Here is a 16,522-nt window from a genome sequence, read left to right as displayed (position 1 = left end):
AGGCCGGCGCATACAACACCGTCCGGTGACGAGCGCAGCAACCCGGTAGCGTCGACACGTGAACATCCGTCCGCTGCACCAGTCGGTACGACCCAGCCCGGTCTTCCTGGGGATCGTCGCGCTCACACTCGCCGGCGGCGGGCTGGCCTGGTTCTGCGGGGACGCCATCGAACCGCTCTCCTATGCCGCGGTGTTCGTCCTGGTGGTCGCGGGCTGGCTGGTGTCGTTGTGCTTGCACGAGTTCGGGCACGCCTACACCGCGTGGAAGTTCGGTGACCACGACGTCGCGGTGCGCGGCTATCTGACGCTGAACCCGCTGAAGTACTCCAACCCGATGCTCTCGCTCGGGTTGCCGCTGCTGTTCATCGCCCTCGGCGGTATCGGGCTGCCCGGCGGTGCGGTCTATGTGCGCACGGGCTGGATGACGGCACGGCAGCGCACCCAGGTCAGTTTGGCCGGCCCGCTGGCCAACGTGGTGCTGGCGGTCCTGCTGCTGACGGCCGTGAGCCTGTTCTACGACCCGGCCCATCTGGTGTTCTGGGGTGGGATGGCCTTCCTGGGCTTCCTGCAGGTGACCGCGGTGCTGCTGAACCTGCTCCCGATCCCCGGCCTGGACGGGTACGGCGCGCTGGAACCGCACCTCAAACCGGACACCCAGCGCGCGCTGGAACCCGTCAAGGGCTGGGGTTTCCTGATCCTGCTCGTGGTGCTGCTGGTGCCGCAGCTCAACCAGGTGTTCTTCGCGGTGGTGTTCTGGTTCGTCGACCTGTCCGGTATCAACGGATCGCTGGTGTCGATCGGCGGCGGACTGACCCGGTTCTGGTCGGCCTGGCTCTGAGTCTTGCAACATATGCGACTTTGCGCATATATTCGGCTGCATGGGAGCTGGACACGACCACAGCCACGGCAGCGGTGACACGCGCGTCGGCCGGATGATCATCGGCGCGGCGATCCTCGCCGCGTTCTTCGTGCTGGAACTGGTCACCGCGCTATGGATCAACTCGATCGCGCTGCTCGCCGACGCCGGGCACATGCTGACCGACCTGGTCGCGATGTTCATGGGCCTGACCGCCGTGCTGCTGGCCCGCCGCGGATCCACCTCCGCCGCCCGGACCTACGGCTGGCACCGCGCCGAGGTGTTCACCGCCGTCGCCAACGCCGCGCTGCTGCTGGGTGTCGCCGGATTCATCCTGTACGAGGCCTTCGAACGCCTCGGGGATGCACCCGCCGTCCCCGGCGTGCCGCTGATCGTCGTCGCGCTGGCCGGCCTGGCCGCCAACGCCGTCGTGGTGCTGCTGCTGCGCTCGGACTCCGAGCACAGCCTGGCCGTCAAGGGCGCCTACATGGAGGTCGTCGCCGACACCGTCGGCAGCATCGGCGTGCTGATCGCCGGCATCGTCACCGTCACCACCGGCTGGCCGTACGCCGACGTCGTCGTGGCCGTCTTGGTCGCCCTGTGGGTGCTGCCGCGGGCCTTCGCCCTCGCCAGGGCCGCACTGCGGATCCTCAGCGAGTCGTCACCCGCCCACATCGACGTCGACGAATTGCGCACCGCGTTGCGCGACGTTCCCGGCGTCACCGAGGTGCACGACCTGCACGTGTGGACGCTGGTGCCCGGCCGCGACATGGCCACCGCGCATCTGACCAGCACCGACGACGCCGCCCGAGTCCTGGTGGACGCCCAGGCGGTGCTGGCCGCACGCGGTCTGGAACACGCCACGGTGCAGGTCGAGCCGCCCGGCGGCGTCGGCGATTGCGGCGCTAAGAACTGCTAGTTCACCCCGAGCGCGGCGCGCGCGGACGGGTCGCAGTCGTCGAGCAGATCCAGGCACCGCGCGTACTCGGGTGTCTCACCGATCTCCTGGGCGGCCCGGGCGAGCGCCGCCACGCAACGCAGAAAGCCCCGGTTCGGCTCGTGCGCATAGGGCACCGGACCGAAGCCCTTCCAGCCGTTGCGACGCAGCTGGTCGAGTCCGCGGTGATACCCGGTGCGGGCATACGCGTAAGCGGCCACTGGATGATCCTCCGACAGCGCCTGCTCGGCGAGCGTGGCCCACGCCACCGAGGCGCTCGGGTGCGCCGCGGCGACGATGGCAGCCTTCTCGCCGGCCTCCAGTTCGCCTTCAGCTTCCGTATCGCCCGGCAGCAGCACCGGATCCGGCCCCAGCAGGTCGCCCATTCGCGTCATAGGCCTATTGTGCCGTGCGGGCGTACGCCGGCTGTGATTAGGCTTGCGTTGAAGCATCACGAGGGAGGACTGCAGTAGGGATGTCGAACCCAACAGAGCCCGAAGGCGGCAAGCAGGAACCCGACCCGGATGCGCCGGAATCCGACGATTCGTCGGAGCGCCGGTTCACCGCGCCGTCGGGCTTCGACGGATCCACCCAGATCATCCAGTCGGTGCCCGAGCCCCCGACCGAGATCTTCGCCGCGGGCGAACCCACCGAGATGATCGACAGCACCGCGTTCGCCGACAGCTCCAAAGCGGCTGCGCCGCAGGTGATCCCGCCGCGCGATGACGCACCCAAGCCGCCACGTGCCCGGCGTAGCTGGGGCTGGGTGATCGCCGTCGTGCTGGTGATCTCGGCGCTGGTGGCGCTCGCGGTGCTGGGCACGGTACTGCTGACCCGTGGTGGCGCCAACGCCACATCGCAGGAAGACCAGGTCCGTTCGACCATCGAGAGCTTCGACATCGCCATCCAGAAGGGCGACCTGGCGGCGCTGCGCGGTATCACCTGCGGCGCGACCAGGGAGAGCTACGTCCAGTACGACGACCGCTCCTGGGCCGAGACCCACAAGCGGGTCGCGGCCGCCAAGCAGTACCCGGTGGTGGCCAGCATCGACGAGGTCGTCGTGGAGAACGACCACGCCGAGGCGAATGTCACCACCTTCATGGCCAATGCGCCGCAGACGCGTTCCACCCGGAGCTTCGACCTCCAGTTCCGTGACGACCAGTGGAAGATCTGCCAGAACGGGTGACCCCCGACCCAGATTTCGGTCACCCGGCAAACTGAGTGCCGCACAGCCCAATCGAAGACCTGGGCGACTGATAGCGAGTTTGCCTGTGTCATAGTCGCTTCCATGATGTGGATGGCATTGCCACCCGAGGTCCATTCAGCGCTGCTGAGTAGCGGTCCCGGCGCGGGCCCACTGCTTGCCGCCGCGGCGGCCTGGCATCAGCTGAGCATCGACTACGCCACCGCAGCGGCCGACCTGACGGCCACCCTGGGCACCGTGCAGGCCGGCGCGTGGGAGGGCCCGAGCGCGCAGCAGTACGTCGTCGCGCACTCCCCGTTCCTGGGCTGGCTGGCGCAGGCGAGCGCGAACAGTGCCGCCACCGCGGCGCAGCACGAGACCGCGGCCGCCGCCTACACAACGGCTCTGGCGACCATGCCCACGCTGCCCGAACTGGCGCTCAACCACGCCACCCGCGGTGCGCTGATGGCCACCAACTTCTTCGGTATCAACACCATCCCGATCGCGGTCAACGAGGCCGACTACGTACGGATGTGGGTGCAGGCCGCCACCACGATGAGCACCTACCAGGCGGTGTCGACCGCCGCGGTGACCGCCGGACCGGTCACCGCGCCCCCGCCGCCGGTGCTGCTCCCAGGTGCCGGCGAGATGGGCGCCGCGATGGCCGGCGCGCTGAGCGCCCAACCCCAGGCCGCCGACGCGGCCGCGGCACTGAATTCGTCGAATGCGATCGCCGACGCGTTGCGCGGATACCTGGACTCGGTGCCCGGCGGTGACCTGATCTGGGATTTCCTGCAGGACCCGCTGGGCAACAGCCTCGCCCTCATCAGGGACTTCCTGACCAATCCCGGTGCAGCACTCAACGCCTACGGCCCGTTTCTGGCCGCCGTCGCCTATCAGGCGATCTCCTGGGTGGGCGCGTCGGTCACCTATCCGTCCATCCTGCTGCTGCCCCTGATGGCCGCCACCGCGCTCGGCGTTCTCATCGGGGTCGGCGCGTACCTGTTCAACGAGCTGATGAAGTTCCAGGACCTGCCGCCGCTGGATCTGGGCGAGCCGGCCGCGCAGCCACGGGGCGAGCAACAGCAGCTCGCACCCGCGGCGTTCCCGGGCGGTGGTGCGCCGGCCACGGCCGCCGCGGGCGCTCCGGCGGGTTCCGCGACGGCGGCCGCACCTGCGGCACCGGCGGCCACCGTCGCCGCGCCGCTGGTCCCGTACGCGGTGGCCGGCAGCGATCCCGGCGAAGGGTTCACGCCGACGCTGCGGGATCACAACAGCGCGCAGGCACCGGCCGAGGGCATTCCGGCCGCCGCGGCCGGGATCGCGGCGTCCTCGGTGGCGCAACGCAAACGGCGCCGCAAGAAGGCGGCGGTCATCGAGGACCGCGCGTATGCCGACGCCTACGCCGACTATGAACCCGAGGACCCCGAACCCGAACCCGAGCGGCGGCCCGAATCCTGGATCGGCACCTCACAGCGCAGCGGTATCGACGCAAAGGGGCTGACCACCGTGCACACCGATCAGTTCGGCGGCGCGGCGGTCAGCCCGATGCTGCCGGGCGGCTGGCGCCCGGACGAGGAGAACTAGCCGGCGGACACCGAACGGCCGGCGCTGTGCAGGTCGTTGCACGCCTCGATGACGCGCTCGGTCATCCCGGCTTCGGCCTTCTTCAGGTAGCTGCGCGGGTCGTAGGCCTTCTTGTTGCCGACCTCGCCGTCGACCTTCAGCACACCGTCGTAGTTGGTGAAGAAGTGCCCGGCGATGGGCCGGCTGAAGGCGTACTGGGTGTCGGTGTCGACGTTCATCTTCACCACGCCGAAGCGTAGCGAATCCTCGATCTCGGACTTCAGCGAACCGGATCCGCCGTGGAACACGAAGTCGAACGGCTGGCTGCCCTCGGGCAGACCCAGCTTGGCGACGGCCACCTTCTGGCCCTGCTCCAGAATGTCGGGACGCAGCTTCACGTTGCCCGGCTTGTAGACGCCGTGCACATTGCCGAACGTGGCGGCCAGCAGGTACTTGCCGTTCTCGCCGACGCCGAGCGCGTCGATGGTCTTCTCGAAGTCCTCGGGCGTGGTGTAGAGCTTGTCGTTGATCTCGGCCTCGACGCCGTCTTCCTCGCCGCCGACCACGCCGATCTCGATCTCCAGGATGATCTTGGCTTCGGCCGACAGCTTGAGCAGTTCCTGCGCGATCTGCAGGTTCTCGTCGATGGGCACCGCCGAGCCGTCCCACATGTGCGACTGGAACAGCGGGTTCTGGCCCTTGGCCACGCGCTCGGCGGAGATCGCCAGCAGCGGCCGGACGAAGGTGTCCAGCTTGTCCTTGGGGCAGTGGTCGGTGTGCAGGGCCACCGTGATGGGGTACTTGGCGGCGACGACGTGGGCGAACTCGGCAAGCGCGGTGGCGCCGGTCACCATGTCCTTGACGCCGAGGCCGGATCCGAATTCCGCACCACCGGTGGAGAATTGGATGATCCCGTCGCTACCCGCGTCGGCGAAGCCCTTGATGGCGGCGTTGATGCTCTCCGACCCGACACAGTTGATGGCCGGGAAGGCGAACGAGTGCTCCTTGGCACGGCCCAGCATCTCGGCGTATACCTCGGGCGTGGCGATGGGCATGGACTTCCTCCTGGGTCGCGAGCGCTTTCCCCGGCAGTATCTCAATAAAGCGACAACAGCGGCAGGGCGGATGCCGCCTTCACCGTTTACCGTGGACGAAGTGCGCGCCATACCGGTCCTGATCCTGCTGGCGGCGGTGGCATCGACAGCCGCCGTCGGATGCGCTCCCGCCGCGCCTTCCACACCGATATCCACCCCCGTCGCAGCACCCAAACCACCGCCGGAACCCGAGTTGGCCAGGTCCGTCGCCCCGGGGCGGGCCCAGGTCATCGTCAACGGGGACACCGGCCCCACCGGTCCGGTGAGTTGTTCCACCGACGACGGGCTCACCACGATCAGCGTCGGGGAGAGCTCTCTGGGCGTCAGCGTGATCGTCACCGATGACGCCGAGCCGACGGTGAGGTCGGTCACCATCGGCGACGTCGGCGGCGTCGCTCTGGGCTACGCCACCGGCACCGGGAGCGAGGCGCCCACCGCCTATCGCAACGGCCCCACGGTCATCGTCTCCGGGTCGGGCAGCGGGACCGATTCGTCGGACCCGGCGCGGGTCGTCGCGTCCAGCTATCAGATCGCCGTGGCCTGCCCGTGAGCCGTAGCCGGTATCTTGGGGCCTCATGACCACCACCCATCTGGCCTTGATGCCGGATTTCATGGATCCGATCAACCTGTTGAGTTACTTCGGAACCTGGGCCCTGGTCGGTCTGCTCGTGGTCGTCTTCGTCGAATCCGGGGTGCTGTTCCCCATCCTTCCGGGTGACTCACTGCTGTTCGTGGCGGGCATGCTCGCCGCCGGTATCCAGACGGCGTCGGCGGAGGGCAACGTCGCCAGCACGGACTTCCAGCTCTGGCAGCTGCTGGTCTTCATCCCGATCGCCGCGATCCTCGGCGCGCAGGTGGGTTACTGGATCGGCCGCAACGTCGGGACCGCGATGTTCAAGCCCAACGCGCGTTTCCTCAAGCAGAAGTACCTCGACGAGGCGCACATCTTCTTCGAACAGCGTGGGCCGTTTGCCATCGTGATCGCCCGCTTCGTGCCCATCGTGCGCACCCTGGCCCCGATCACCGCGGGCGCGGCCAAGATGAACTACGCCGTCTTCACGCTCTACAACGCCGTCGGCGCCATCGTCTGGGGCTGCGGGCTGACGCTGCTCGGCTACTGGCTGGGCCGCTTCGAGATCATCCAGAAGCTGCTCGAACCGATCGTCATCGGGATCGTGCTGCTGTCGGTGCTGCCGATCGCCCTCGAGTGGTACAAGCGCCGCAAGGCCGCCAAGAAGGCCGGTGAGGGCCCGCTCGCCGAGCAGGCCTAAGTCTCCAGGGCCCGGATCAGGCTGGCCGCGTCCCACGGCCCCTTGTGCCGTTTGCCGTTGACGAACAGCGTCGGCGTGGCGTTGAGATCCATCGCCTCCGCGTCCTCGGCGTCGTCGGTCACCCGGTGCAACACCTTCGACGAGTGCACCCGCACGTCCTGGTCGAACTGCTCGATGTCGCATCCGGCGGCCACGGCATACCGGTAGATGTCCGACCACTCCAGATCGTCCTGGTGGTCGAACAGTTCGTGCGCCATCTCCCAGAACCTGCCCTGCAGGGCCGCGGCCTCACTGGCGCGCGCGGCATCGAAGGCCCGCGGGTGGGCGCGCTCCAGCGGGAAATGCCGCCACACGTACAGCAGTCGATCGCCGAAGTGTGCCCGCACCTCGTCGATCGCGCCGGTGGCGCGGCTGCAGAAGGGGCACTCGAAATCGCCGTACTCGACCAGCGTCAGCGGCGCGGCACGGTTGCCGCGGGTGTGGTCGCGGTCGGGATCGACCGGGCGCAGCAGCTTCAGCCCGACCGGCTCGGGAGGACTGAGCCAGTCGGTGATCCGGAAGATGGCCCAGCCGAGGGCGAACGCGATGATCGAGGCCGCCAGCACACCGATGCGCGCCTGGTCCTGGCGGCCGGGATCGGTGATCGCGATGTCGACGATGAACAGTGAGATGGTGAAGCCGATGCCGGACAGGGCTGCGCCCCCGGCGATCCGGCGCAGGGTGAGCCCCGGGGCGAGCTCGCCGAGCCCGATGCGCCGGATCAGCCAGGTGGCCCCGGTGATGCCGACGAACTTGCCGATCACCAGACCGGCGACGATGCCCCACGTCAGCGGTGACCGCAGCGCCGTGGACAGGCTCTGCGCGTCGAGTTTGACGCCGGCGTTGACCAACGCGAACAGCGGCAGCACGACGAACGAGACGGTGGGCCCGACCGTCGTCTGCAACCGTTCGTTGATCGAGATCGATTCGCGCAGCGAGCGACTGGCCGCGCGGGCGTACTCGGAGTTCGGCGACTGCCGAAACGCTCGGATCTGATCGACGGCCCGCTCGACCGGGCGACGCTCGGGCGTGAACACCGGGATCAGCAGCGCGATCACCACACCGGCCAGCGTCGGATGGACCCCGGCCAGGTACAGCGCGATCCACAGCGCCACCCCGAAGACGGCGTACGCGGGGCCACGAAACCCCGGCGGCAGGAACCGCACGAGGGCCAGCGCGCCGGTCAGCGCCACCGAGACCAACAGGGGACCGACCTGGACGCTGTCGGAGTAGAACAGCGCGATCGCGCACAACGCGCCGACGTCGTCCACCACGGCGAGGGTCAGCAGGAAGATCCGCACGCGTGCAGGGAATTTGGGCTTGATGATGGCCAGCGCCCCGACCAGGAACGCGGTGTCGGTGGATATCACCACACCCCACGCCTGGGCGTTCTCTCCGGTCGGGTTGAACGCCAGGAACACGATGGCCGGGATCACCAGACCGGCAGCGGCAGCGATCACCGGCACCGCCGCCCGCGACCGGTCGGTCAACTCACCGATGGTGAATTCGCGGGTCACCTCGAGACCGACGATGAAGAAGAAGAACGTCATCAACGCGTCGTTGACGAAGTGTTTCACCGTCATCTCGACGTGGTGCGCACCGACACTGAAACCCAGGTGGGTGTCCAGCAATGTCGAATAGCTCTCCGCCCAGGGCGAGTTCGCCCACGCGATGGCGATGACGGTGAACGCGAGCAGCAGGGCGGCTGCGGTGTTGTCCGTCGTCCTGGTGGCCTTGCTGCCACGGCTGAACCGGGACGGAAGCAGTGGGAAACCCCGCTGGGTCGTCGCCTCGGTCAATGCTCGGCGTCTTCGTCGCTCTCGGCGGTGTCGTCGAGGGTGTGGGCGGCCTCCATCAGCATCCAGCCGGACAGCTGCACCGAGAGATCACGCTCGGCGATCTCGGAGGCGTTCACCGCGCCCTCCACGAACTGGGCATCCCCGGTCACCGATTGCGGCACCACCGCATTGCGATCCCAGAACGCCCCGAACAGCGGGAGTCCGTCCACGGTCTGCCGGTAGTCCCACGCCGACTTCGCCGAGGTGAGCACCAGATCCCGGGCGGTGGCACGGGCCTGCTCGTCCTCGGGTGTGTTGCCGGGCAGATCGGTGGCGACGAACGCCAGATAGCGGGCCAGGATCGCGTTGAACAGGCCGCCGTCGCCGCCGCCGGCACCGCGGATCACCCCGTCGGTGGCCATCTCCTTGCCGACCGCGGCCACCAGCCGGTGGACCCGGCCGGCATGGTCGGGGTCGTCGGTGCGGTTGGCCAGTTCGACCTCGAGCCCGAGCACCACACCCTGGCAGTAGGTGTACTGGGCGCGCACCAGCGAACCGGCCTTGACACCGTCGAAGACCAGGTGGGTCTCGGGGTCGATCAGCGTCTCGTCGATCCAGTCCGCCATCTGCTGGGCGCGGCGCACCCGGTCGTGCCGGGCCAGGAAGATGGCGGCGGGCCCGTTGGCCGGTGCGTTGAAGAACTGGTCCTGCTTGCGCCACGGGATACCGCCGCCGTCCTCGGGCACCCAGGAGTTCAGGAACTGGTCGGCCAGCGTGTCCAGCGCCTTGGGCCGCCCGATGTCGCAGAGCCGCCCGGAGCGCTCCAGTGCCAGCGCCAGCCACGCCATATCGTCGTAGTAGTCGTTGGTCCAGCGGCCGGTGTTGCGGATGCGGTGCCCGCGGATCTGGCGGTTGATGCGGGTGAGGCGCTGCGGCTGCGGGTCGCGCAGCTGCGCGTCGAGAAGGCAGTCCAGCAGATGGGCCTGCCACCAGTAGTGCCAGCTGCCGAATAGGGTCTGTTTGCGGGCGGCCGGCCAGGCCACCACGCCGAGCTGGGTGCCGGGCAGCCCCCACAGCCGTCTGAGGTGTCGCTTGGTGATCGCGGCTTCCGAACTGGCCGCACGATTTGCCCACACCTGAACCATGCTTAGATCCTGCCCTACCAGGCCCGGGATGTGTCGGCATGCGTGCGGATCCACGCGTGCATCGCGATGCCGGCGGCGACGCCGGCGTTGATGCTGCGGGTCGAGCCGAACTGCGCAATGGACACCGTCAATTCGGCGCCGGCGGAGGCTTCCGGGGTGATGCCGGGGCCCTCCTGCCCGAACACCAGCAGGCACTCCCGCGGCAGGGTGGCGTGTTCGAGGGGCTGTGAGCCCGGCACATTGTCGACGGCGACGACGTGCAGGCCCGCGCCGGCGGCGAATTCGAGTAACTCTGCGGTGGTGTCGTGGTGGCGCAGCCGTTGGTAGCGGTCGGTCACCATGGCGCCGCGCCGGTTCCAGCGGCGCCGGCCGATGATGTGCACGGTGTCCACCGCGAAGGCGTTGGCGGTGCGCACCACGGTGCCGATATTGGCGTCGCTGCCGAAGTTCTCGATGGCGACATGCAGTGGGTGCCTGCGGGTGTCGATGTCGGCGATGATCGCCTCACGCGTCCAATAGCGATATGCGTCAACGACATTGCGGGTGTCCCCGGCGCGCAGCAGGTCGGGATCGTAGCGTGGGTCCTCCGGCACAGGGCCGTCCCAGGGGCCGACGCCCGGGGTCTCGCCCCATTCGGTCGGGCCCGAATTCACTCCGTGGTCCACAGCGCAGCGTGGGTGCCGACCAAGGACACCGACGGGTAGAGCAGCGCGGCATTGATCTCACCCTGGGTGCACATGGAGGCCCGGATGGCCACCGCGTCGCGCGCCGCGTCGGGCAACACCAGCAGTGAGGAACCGTACAACGAACAGGCATGGGAGAGACCGCTTCCCGGCAGCGTCGGGCCGGTCAGCACCATCAGCGGACCCCCGCGCGCCTTCGAGTCGTCCTCGTAGCGCTCGGCCAGCCCGTCGATCGACAGGCCCAGCAGCATGTACCCGTTGCCGCTGAACGCCTCCGGGTCACCCAGGGCGGTCGGCGCCAGCTGCGAGCCGTCGGCCTTGAAGGCGTCCACGCTGGTCGAGCGCATCGACAGGCCGGTCTCGGTGGTACTGGTGGGCGCCAGACCGACCGGGAAGGCCGCCGCGTAGGCGACCGTCGTCTTGGGCATCCGGTCCTGCGGCGAGTACATGTACACCCCGCGCACCTGGCTCTGATCCCGGATCGGGCCCAGGCACGCTGTGCCACTGAGGCGTTGGGGATCGCGCCCGGTGATGGGCTGCAGGCTCAGATCGGGTGCCGACGCGCAGCCCCCGATGGCGTTGGCTTCGATCGGGTGGGCCAGCGCACCGTACAGACCGAACCGCAGGCTTTCCGCCGGGGCGTGCGCCGCTGCTGTCTCTCCCCCGTCGCTTCGCTCGCCCTGGTCCTCCTCGGCGACCGCGGCATCGACGTCGACGAGAACCTGATCGCCCTCGAAACGCAGATTGGCCACCGAGACGTTCCAGCCCAGTATCGACAGCGATTCACCGACCTTGGCCTGCTGGGTACCGTAGGGGCCTGCGTTGTCGTCGCTGCCGGAGCACGCCGCGATCATCAGCACCGCCAGCGCGGACGCGACCGTCCGTCTCCACCGCATTCAGGTCCGCCCGCGACCCTTGCCGACGCGTTTGGTCAAGCCGCGCAGAAGGTTCCGGGGCACCAGCCGGCTGCCAGTGGTGAGCACCTTGTACTGCAGGCCCGGCACGATCACGACCTCGCCCTTGGCGACATCGGCCAGACAGTCCCGGACCACATCGGGGACCTCCAGCCAGAACCAGGAAGGCGTGCCGGACATCTCGATCCCGGCCCGCTCGTGGAATTCGGTGTGCACGAAGCCCGGGCACAGCGCGTGCACGCCCACCCCGGTGCCGCCGAGGCCGTTCGCCAGCCCCTCGGAGAAGGCGATGACCCAGGACTTCGACGCCGAGTAGGTGGAGCCGCGGCCGGGCAGCAGGCCCGCCACACTGGCCACGTTGATCACGGTGCCCGCCCCGGCGGCCAGCATGGGTGGCAGCGCGGCGTGGGTGAGTTGCATGACGGCGGTGACGTTGACGTCGAGCTGGGACTGCAGCTGCGCGTAGTCGGCGGTCCAGAATTCGCCCGAGGTGCCGAACCCGGCATTGTTGACCAGGGTGTGCACCCCGGCGGACAGCCGCTCGGCCACGCGTTGCCGGTCGGCGGCGACGGCCAGATCGGCGGGAAGCACCTCGACGGTGGCTCCGGCCTCATCGCGCAATTCCGCGGCGAGTTTTTCCAGGCGTGCCGTGTCACGGGCCACCAGCACGAGGTCGTACCCGTCCTGGGCATAACGGCGGGCGAAACCCTCCCCGAGGCCGGCTGTCGGCCCGGTGATCAGCGCTACCGGCACAGGCCGTTACCGCTGGTAGTGCGGTGACTGCCGGGTGGCGTTGTGCACCGGCGGCCGCTGCTGGACGTACCGGCCCACGTCAGCACGGCCGGGCGGCAGGTCGGCGCGTCCGGCGGGAAGTTCGGCGGGGCGCGGCAGCAACGGGCGGCTCGGGGAACCGCTGCGACGGGCCAGCGCGGGCTGACCGCTGCGGGCACCGACGCCGTTCTGACCGGGTTGCGGTACCGGCGGCAGGACGCGCAGCAGGTCGTTGAACTGACGCACGGTGCGCAGTCCCTCATCCCACTGAGCACGGCTGCTGGTGATCGGCATGGCCACCAGCGTCCAGTTCTGCTCGTTCCACATGATCTCGGCGCAGTCGGGGGCGGTGTGGGCGAATGTCACCATCCGGCGGTCGCAGGCCCGGCGGGCCGCATCCAGGTTGGTGGAGTAGACCATCCGCGGGCCGATGGCACCGAGCAGCCAGATATCGCTCTCGCGGGGCTCCTTGATGTCCTTCAGACGAAGATCCACCACGACATTGGTGCCGACTTTGCGATGCAGCGCGATCACCGTGGCGACGTCGTCGAGATCGAAGACGAAGACGGCCTCGCCGCGGATCTGGCCCAGCACCACATTGCGGGCCTGGACGCTCTCCCCGACGGTCGACATCACGCCGCGCTTCCAGCGGCTCAAAATGTCGGCAGATTCGTGTTCATAGTCGAAACCGTGCGACTTCGCCCACGACTTACGCCGCCGGCCCAACCCGCGCCGGCGGTCGATATCCACGTACAGCAAGACGGCCGCACCCACGAAGCAGAGTGCGGACAGCGTGAACCAGAGAGGAACCATTGCCCTCAGAGTACTTGCTGGAGCCCGATTCGCCAGAACTCAAGATGGTCACAATCCCCACTCCACCGCGATTTCGGCGCGCTCACGTGCGCAGAACGTACGTGAGCGCGCCGAAGTCACTCAATCAGGCCAGGATCAGGCCCTCACCGTCGGCGCTGACATCGACCTTGACGGTGTCCCCGTCGTGCACCTGGCCCGCCAGCAACAACCGGGCCAGTTGGTCACCGATGGCCTGCTGCACCAGCCGGCGCAGTGGACGCGCACCGTAGAGCGGGTCGAATCCACGATCGGCCAGCCACTGCTTGGCCTCCAGGGACACCTCGAGGGTCAGCCTGCGCTGGGCCAGCCGCTTCTGCAGCTGGCTCAGCTGGATGTCGACGATGGACACCAGCTGGTCGGGACTCAGCGCATCGAAGATCAGCACGTCGTCGAGACGGTTGATGAACTCCGGCTTGAACGCCGCCCGCACGGCCGCCATCACCTGCTCCTCGTTTCCGCCCGACCCGAGGTTGGACGTCAGGATGAGGATGGTGTTGCGGAAATCGACCGTGCGGCCCTGTCCGTCGGTCAGCCTGCCCTCGTCGAGGACCTGCAGCAGCACGTCGAACACGTCCGGGTGGGCCTTCTCGACCTCGTCGAACAGCACCACGGTGTACGGCCTGCGCCGCACCGCCTCGGTGAGCTGTCCACCCTGGTCGTAGCCGATATAGCCCGGAGGGGCACCGACCAGACGCGCGACCGAGTGCTTCTCGCCGTACTCGCTCATGTCGATGCGCACCATCGCGCGTTCGTCGTCGAACAGGAACTCCGCGAGCGCCTTGGCCAGCTCGGTCTTACCGACACCGGTCGGCCCGAGGAACATGAACGAGCCCGTCGGCCGGTTCGGATCGGCGACACCGGCGCGGGAACGCCGCACCGCATCGGAGACCGCGGCGACCGCGTCCTTCTGGCCGATGACCCGCCGACCCAGCTCGTCCTCCATGCGCAGCAGCTTGGCGGTCTCCCCTTCGAGCATCCGCCCGGCCGGGATGCCGGTCCACGCCTCCACCACCTCGGCGATGTCGTCGGGTCCGACCTCCTCCTTGAGCATGACGTTCTCGCGGGCCTCGGCGACCGGCAGCGCGGCGTCGAGCTTCTTCTCGATCTCCGGGATGCGGCCGTAGCGCAGCTCGGCGGCCTTGGCCAGGTCACCGTCGCGCTCGGCGCGGTCGGCCTCACCGCGCAGCCGGTCCAGCTGCTCGGTGAAATCGCGGACGATGTCGATGGCGCTCTTCTCGTTCTGCCACCGGGTGGTCAGCTCGGCCAGCTGTTCCTTCTTGTCGGCCAGTTCGGCGCGCAGCTTCTCCAGGCGGTCCTTCGAGGCGTCGTCGGATTCCTTGGCCAGCGCCATCTCCTCGATCTCGAGGCGCCGGACCAGCCGTTCGACCTCGTCGATCTCGACGGGCCGGGAGTCGATCTCCATACGCAGCCGCGATCCGGCCTCGTCGACCAGGTCGATGGCCTTGTCGGGCAGGAACCTGCTGGTGATGTACCGGTCGCTCAGCGTCGCGGCGGCCACCAGCGCGGAGTCGGTGATGCGGACACCGTGGTGCACCTCGTAGCGGTCCTTGAGACCACGCAGAATGCCGACGGTGTCCTCGACGGAAGGCTCACCGACCAGCACCTGCTGGAAGCGGCGCTCCAGCGCGGCGTCCTTCTCGATGTACTGGCGGTACTCGTCGAGCGTGGTGGCACCCACCAGGCGCAGCTCACCGCGAGCCAGCATCGGCTTGATCATGTTGCCGGCGTCCATCGCCGACTCACCGCTGGCACCGGCGCCGACGATGGTGTGCAGCTCGTCGATGAAGGTGACGACCTGTCCGGCCGAGTTCTTGATGTCGTCCAGGACAGCTTTGAGGCGTTCCTCGAATTCACCGCGGTACTTGGCGCCGGCCACCATGGCACTCAGGTCCAGGGAGACCAGGGTCTTGTCGCGCAGGGACTCCGGGACGTCGCCGGCGATGATGCGCTGGGCCAGGCCCTCCACGATGGCGGTCTTGCCGACGCCGGGCTCGCCGATGAGCACCGGGTTGTTCTTGGTGCGGCGGCTCAGCACCTGCACGACGCGACGGATTTCGTTGTCACGCCCGATGACCGGGTCGAGCTTGCCCTCCCGCGCGGCGGCGGTCAGGTCGGTGGAGTACTTCTCCAGCGCCTGATAGGTCCCCTCGGGGTCGGGGCTGGTGACCCGCGCGCTGCCCCGCACCTTGGTGAACGCGTCGCGCAGGGCTTCCGGCGATGCGCCGGCACCGGTGAGCAGCTTGGCCGTATCCGCGTTGCCGCTGGCGAGGCCGACCAGCAGATGCTCGGTGGAGACGTATTCGTCGTCCATCTCGGTGGCCAGGTGCTGCGCCGTGGTGATCGCGGTGATCGCGTCGGGGCTGAGCTGGGGTTGCGAGCTGGAGCCGGAGGCGCTGGGCAGACGGCCGACGAGGCGCTCGGCCTCGGACCGGATCTTCGCGGGCTCTACTCCGACCGCCTCCAACAGTGGCCCGGCGATACCGTCGTTCTGCGTCAGCAACGCCATCAACAAATGAGCCGGGGTGATCTGCGGGTTGCCTGCGGACGTTGCCGCCTGCAGCGCCGAGGTCAGTGCCGCCTGGGTCTTCGTGGTCGGATTGAACGAGTCCACGACACCTACCTTTCAAAGGTTCTTTACAGCTGGGAAAAATGCTTGTCGTGTTGTCCAACGCAGTCAAGGTTGAGTCTGTTCCGCTCAACTCTATCTTTTTTTTGGATGGCTGACACACACTCTTCGCGCCCGGGTGCGGCATGACTAGGGACTAACGTCGTCTCATGTCCGACTCCGGTTCCGGCGACTTCGAGTTCGAACGGAAGTTCTTCGTCCGCGAGATGCCCGCCGTCGCGGCGTCCGACCCCACCCCCATGCTGATCGTGCAGGCCTACCTGTTCGCCGCCGACGGCTACGCGGTTCGCATCCGCCTACAGGGACCCGCGCCGGCCGGACTCGACGGGACTCCCGCCGAACTGGTGCAGGCTCTGGGCGACGACACGATCGGCACCATGACCGCCAAAGGGCCCGCCGCCGGCGGCACCCGCTATGAAGCCGAACGCGATCTCGATCCGATGGTGGCCGGACAGATCGTGGCGCGCGCCGAGCACGTCGTCGTCAAGGTCCGGTACTCGGCCTGGCTCGGTGAGGACGGCTGGATCATCGACCGGTTCCTGAGCGGAAACGCTCCCCTGGTGATGGCCGAGGTCGAACGCGGCGGTCCCGTGACCGATCTGGTGATCCCCGAATTCTGCGCCACCGAGGTGTCCGAGGACGACCGCTTCCGCAACGAGTATCTGGCGCACCAACCGTTCGGCGGCTGGGCAGACAGCTACATCGGCGAGCTCGACCTGCTCGGGCCCCGGTTCGTGGAGAGTCTGGGACGCAATACCTTCGACTGAGCGCAGCGCTACCGCCGAG

Annotated in this window: 16 protein-coding genes; 7 read left to right on the top strand and 9 right to left on the bottom strand. The window is 68.4% G+C overall.

Translation table 11 applies throughout. From position 1 onward, the window contains the following. The first annotated feature begins 58 nt into the window (after positions 1 to 58). Entirely contained in the window at positions 59 to 838 is a 780-nt protein-coding gene (locus C6A86_RS02695) for a site-2 protease family protein (protein WP_105364293.1), read from the top strand. 40 nt (positions 839 to 878) lie between these two features. Continuing rightward, the gene (locus C6A86_RS02690) at positions 879 to 1,775 is read left to right on the top strand and encodes a cation diffusion facilitator family transporter (RefSeq protein ID WP_105364294.1); all 897 of its coding nucleotides are present in this window, start codon (positions 879 to 881) and stop codon (positions 1,773 to 1,775) included. Here the strand turns inward: C6A86_RS02690 and C6A86_RS02685 are convergent. Then, complete coding sequence (locus tag C6A86_RS02685) at positions 1,772 to 2,188, bottom strand: DUF3151 domain-containing protein (RefSeq protein ID WP_105364295.1); 417 nt, start codon at positions 2,186 to 2,188, stop codon at positions 1,772 to 1,774. The two genes, C6A86_RS02690 and C6A86_RS02685, sit on opposite strands and share 4 nt — an antisense overlap. 80 nt (positions 2,189 to 2,268) lie before the next feature. Here C6A86_RS02685 and C6A86_RS02680 point away from each other — a divergent pair, with 80 nt between their 5' ends. Further along, positions 2,269 to 2,979: a DUF4878 domain-containing protein gene (locus C6A86_RS02680; protein WP_105364296.1), complete on the top strand. Its 711-nt coding sequence runs from the start codon at positions 2,269 to 2,271 to the stop codon at positions 2,977 to 2,979. A gap of 111 nt (positions 2,980 to 3,090) precedes the next feature. Next, positions 3,091 to 4,563 carry a PPE domain-containing protein gene (locus C6A86_RS02675; RefSeq protein WP_105364315.1) on the top strand — a complete coding sequence of 491 codons (1,473 nt, stop codon included), beginning with the start codon at positions 3,091 to 3,093 and terminating at the stop codon, positions 4,561 to 4,563. On the opposite strand, the gene fbaA is transcribed toward C6A86_RS02675, so the two are convergent. Next, the gene (fbaA, locus tag C6A86_RS02670) at positions 4,560 to 5,597 is read right to left on the bottom strand and encodes a class II fructose-bisphosphate aldolase (RefSeq protein ID WP_105364314.1); all 1,038 of its coding nucleotides are present in this window, start codon (positions 5,595 to 5,597) and stop codon (positions 4,560 to 4,562) included. The two genes, C6A86_RS02675 and fbaA, sit on opposite strands and share 4 nt — an antisense overlap. A gap of 100 nt (positions 5,598 to 5,697) precedes the next feature. Between fbaA and C6A86_RS02665 the strand changes: the two genes are divergently transcribed. After that, positions 5,698 to 6,186 (top strand): lipoprotein LpqH, encoded by a 489-nt coding sequence (locus C6A86_RS02665; protein ID WP_158263287.1) that lies wholly within the window; start codon positions 5,698 to 5,700, stop codon positions 6,184 to 6,186. A gap of 25 nt (positions 6,187 to 6,211) precedes the next feature. Further along, a complete protein-coding gene (locus C6A86_RS02660; protein ID WP_105364297.1) occupies positions 6,212 to 6,907 on the top strand; it encodes a DedA family protein in 696 nt (231 codons plus the stop codon). Here C6A86_RS02660 and nhaA read toward each other — a convergent pair. From nhaA to clpB, 7 genes are all read right to left on the bottom strand, one after another. After that, positions 6,904 to 8,745, bottom strand: coding sequence for a Na+/H+ antiporter NhaA (gene nhaA, locus C6A86_RS02655; RefSeq protein WP_105364298.1), 1,842 nt, complete (start codon positions 8,743 to 8,745; stop codon positions 6,904 to 6,906). The two genes, C6A86_RS02660 and nhaA, sit on opposite strands and share 4 nt — an antisense overlap. After that, positions 8,742 to 9,869, bottom strand: a complete 1,128-nt coding sequence (locus C6A86_RS02650; protein WP_105364299.1) for a glycoside hydrolase family 76 protein — start codon at positions 9,867 to 9,869, stop codon at positions 8,742 to 8,744. The genes nhaA and C6A86_RS02650 overlap by 4 nt, the downstream gene beginning before the upstream one ends. 14 nt (positions 9,870 to 9,883) lie before the next feature. Continuing rightward, positions 9,884 to 10,522: an RNA methyltransferase gene (locus C6A86_RS02645; protein ID WP_105364317.1), complete on the bottom strand. Its 639-nt coding sequence runs from the start codon at positions 10,520 to 10,522 to the stop codon at positions 9,884 to 9,886. After that, positions 10,519 to 11,448: a hypothetical protein gene (locus C6A86_RS02640; RefSeq protein WP_105364300.1), complete on the bottom strand. Its 930-nt coding sequence runs from the start codon at positions 11,446 to 11,448 to the stop codon at positions 10,519 to 10,521. The genes C6A86_RS02645 and C6A86_RS02640 overlap by 4 nt, the downstream gene beginning before the upstream one ends. Beyond that, complete coding sequence (locus C6A86_RS02635) at positions 11,449 to 12,219, bottom strand: SDR family oxidoreductase (protein ID WP_233213080.1); 771 nt, start codon at positions 12,217 to 12,219, stop codon at positions 11,449 to 11,451. It lies immediately after the preceding gene. 6 nt (positions 12,220 to 12,225) lie between these two features. Continuing rightward, positions 12,226 to 13,050 carry a trehalose monomycolate transport factor TtfA gene (ttfA, locus tag C6A86_RS02630; RefSeq protein ID WP_105364301.1) on the bottom strand — a complete coding sequence of 275 codons (825 nt, stop codon included), beginning with the start codon at positions 13,048 to 13,050 and terminating at the stop codon, positions 12,226 to 12,228. 124 nt (positions 13,051 to 13,174) lie between these two features. Continuing rightward, positions 13,175 to 15,721: an ATP-dependent chaperone ClpB gene (gene clpB / locus C6A86_RS02625; RefSeq protein WP_105364302.1), complete on the bottom strand. Its 2,547-nt coding sequence runs from the start codon at positions 15,719 to 15,721 to the stop codon at positions 13,175 to 13,177. 164 nt (positions 15,722 to 15,885) lie between these two features. On the opposite strand from clpB, the gene C6A86_RS02620 reads away from it, so the two are divergent. Then, positions 15,886 to 16,503: a hypothetical protein gene (locus tag C6A86_RS02620; RefSeq protein ID WP_105364303.1), complete on the top strand. Its 618-nt coding sequence runs from the start codon at positions 15,886 to 15,888 to the stop codon at positions 16,501 to 16,503. Positions 16,504 to 16,522: the final 19 nt, after the last annotated feature.

It is taken from the genome of Mycobacterium sp. ITM-2016-00316 (genome assembly GCF_002968335.2).
In the GTDB taxonomy this organism is placed as follows: domain Bacteria; phylum Actinomycetota; class Actinomycetes; order Mycobacteriales; family Mycobacteriaceae; genus Mycobacterium.
The sequence above is the reverse complement of the archived record's forward strand: the minus strand, read 5'-3'. Positions and strand labels throughout refer to the sequence as shown.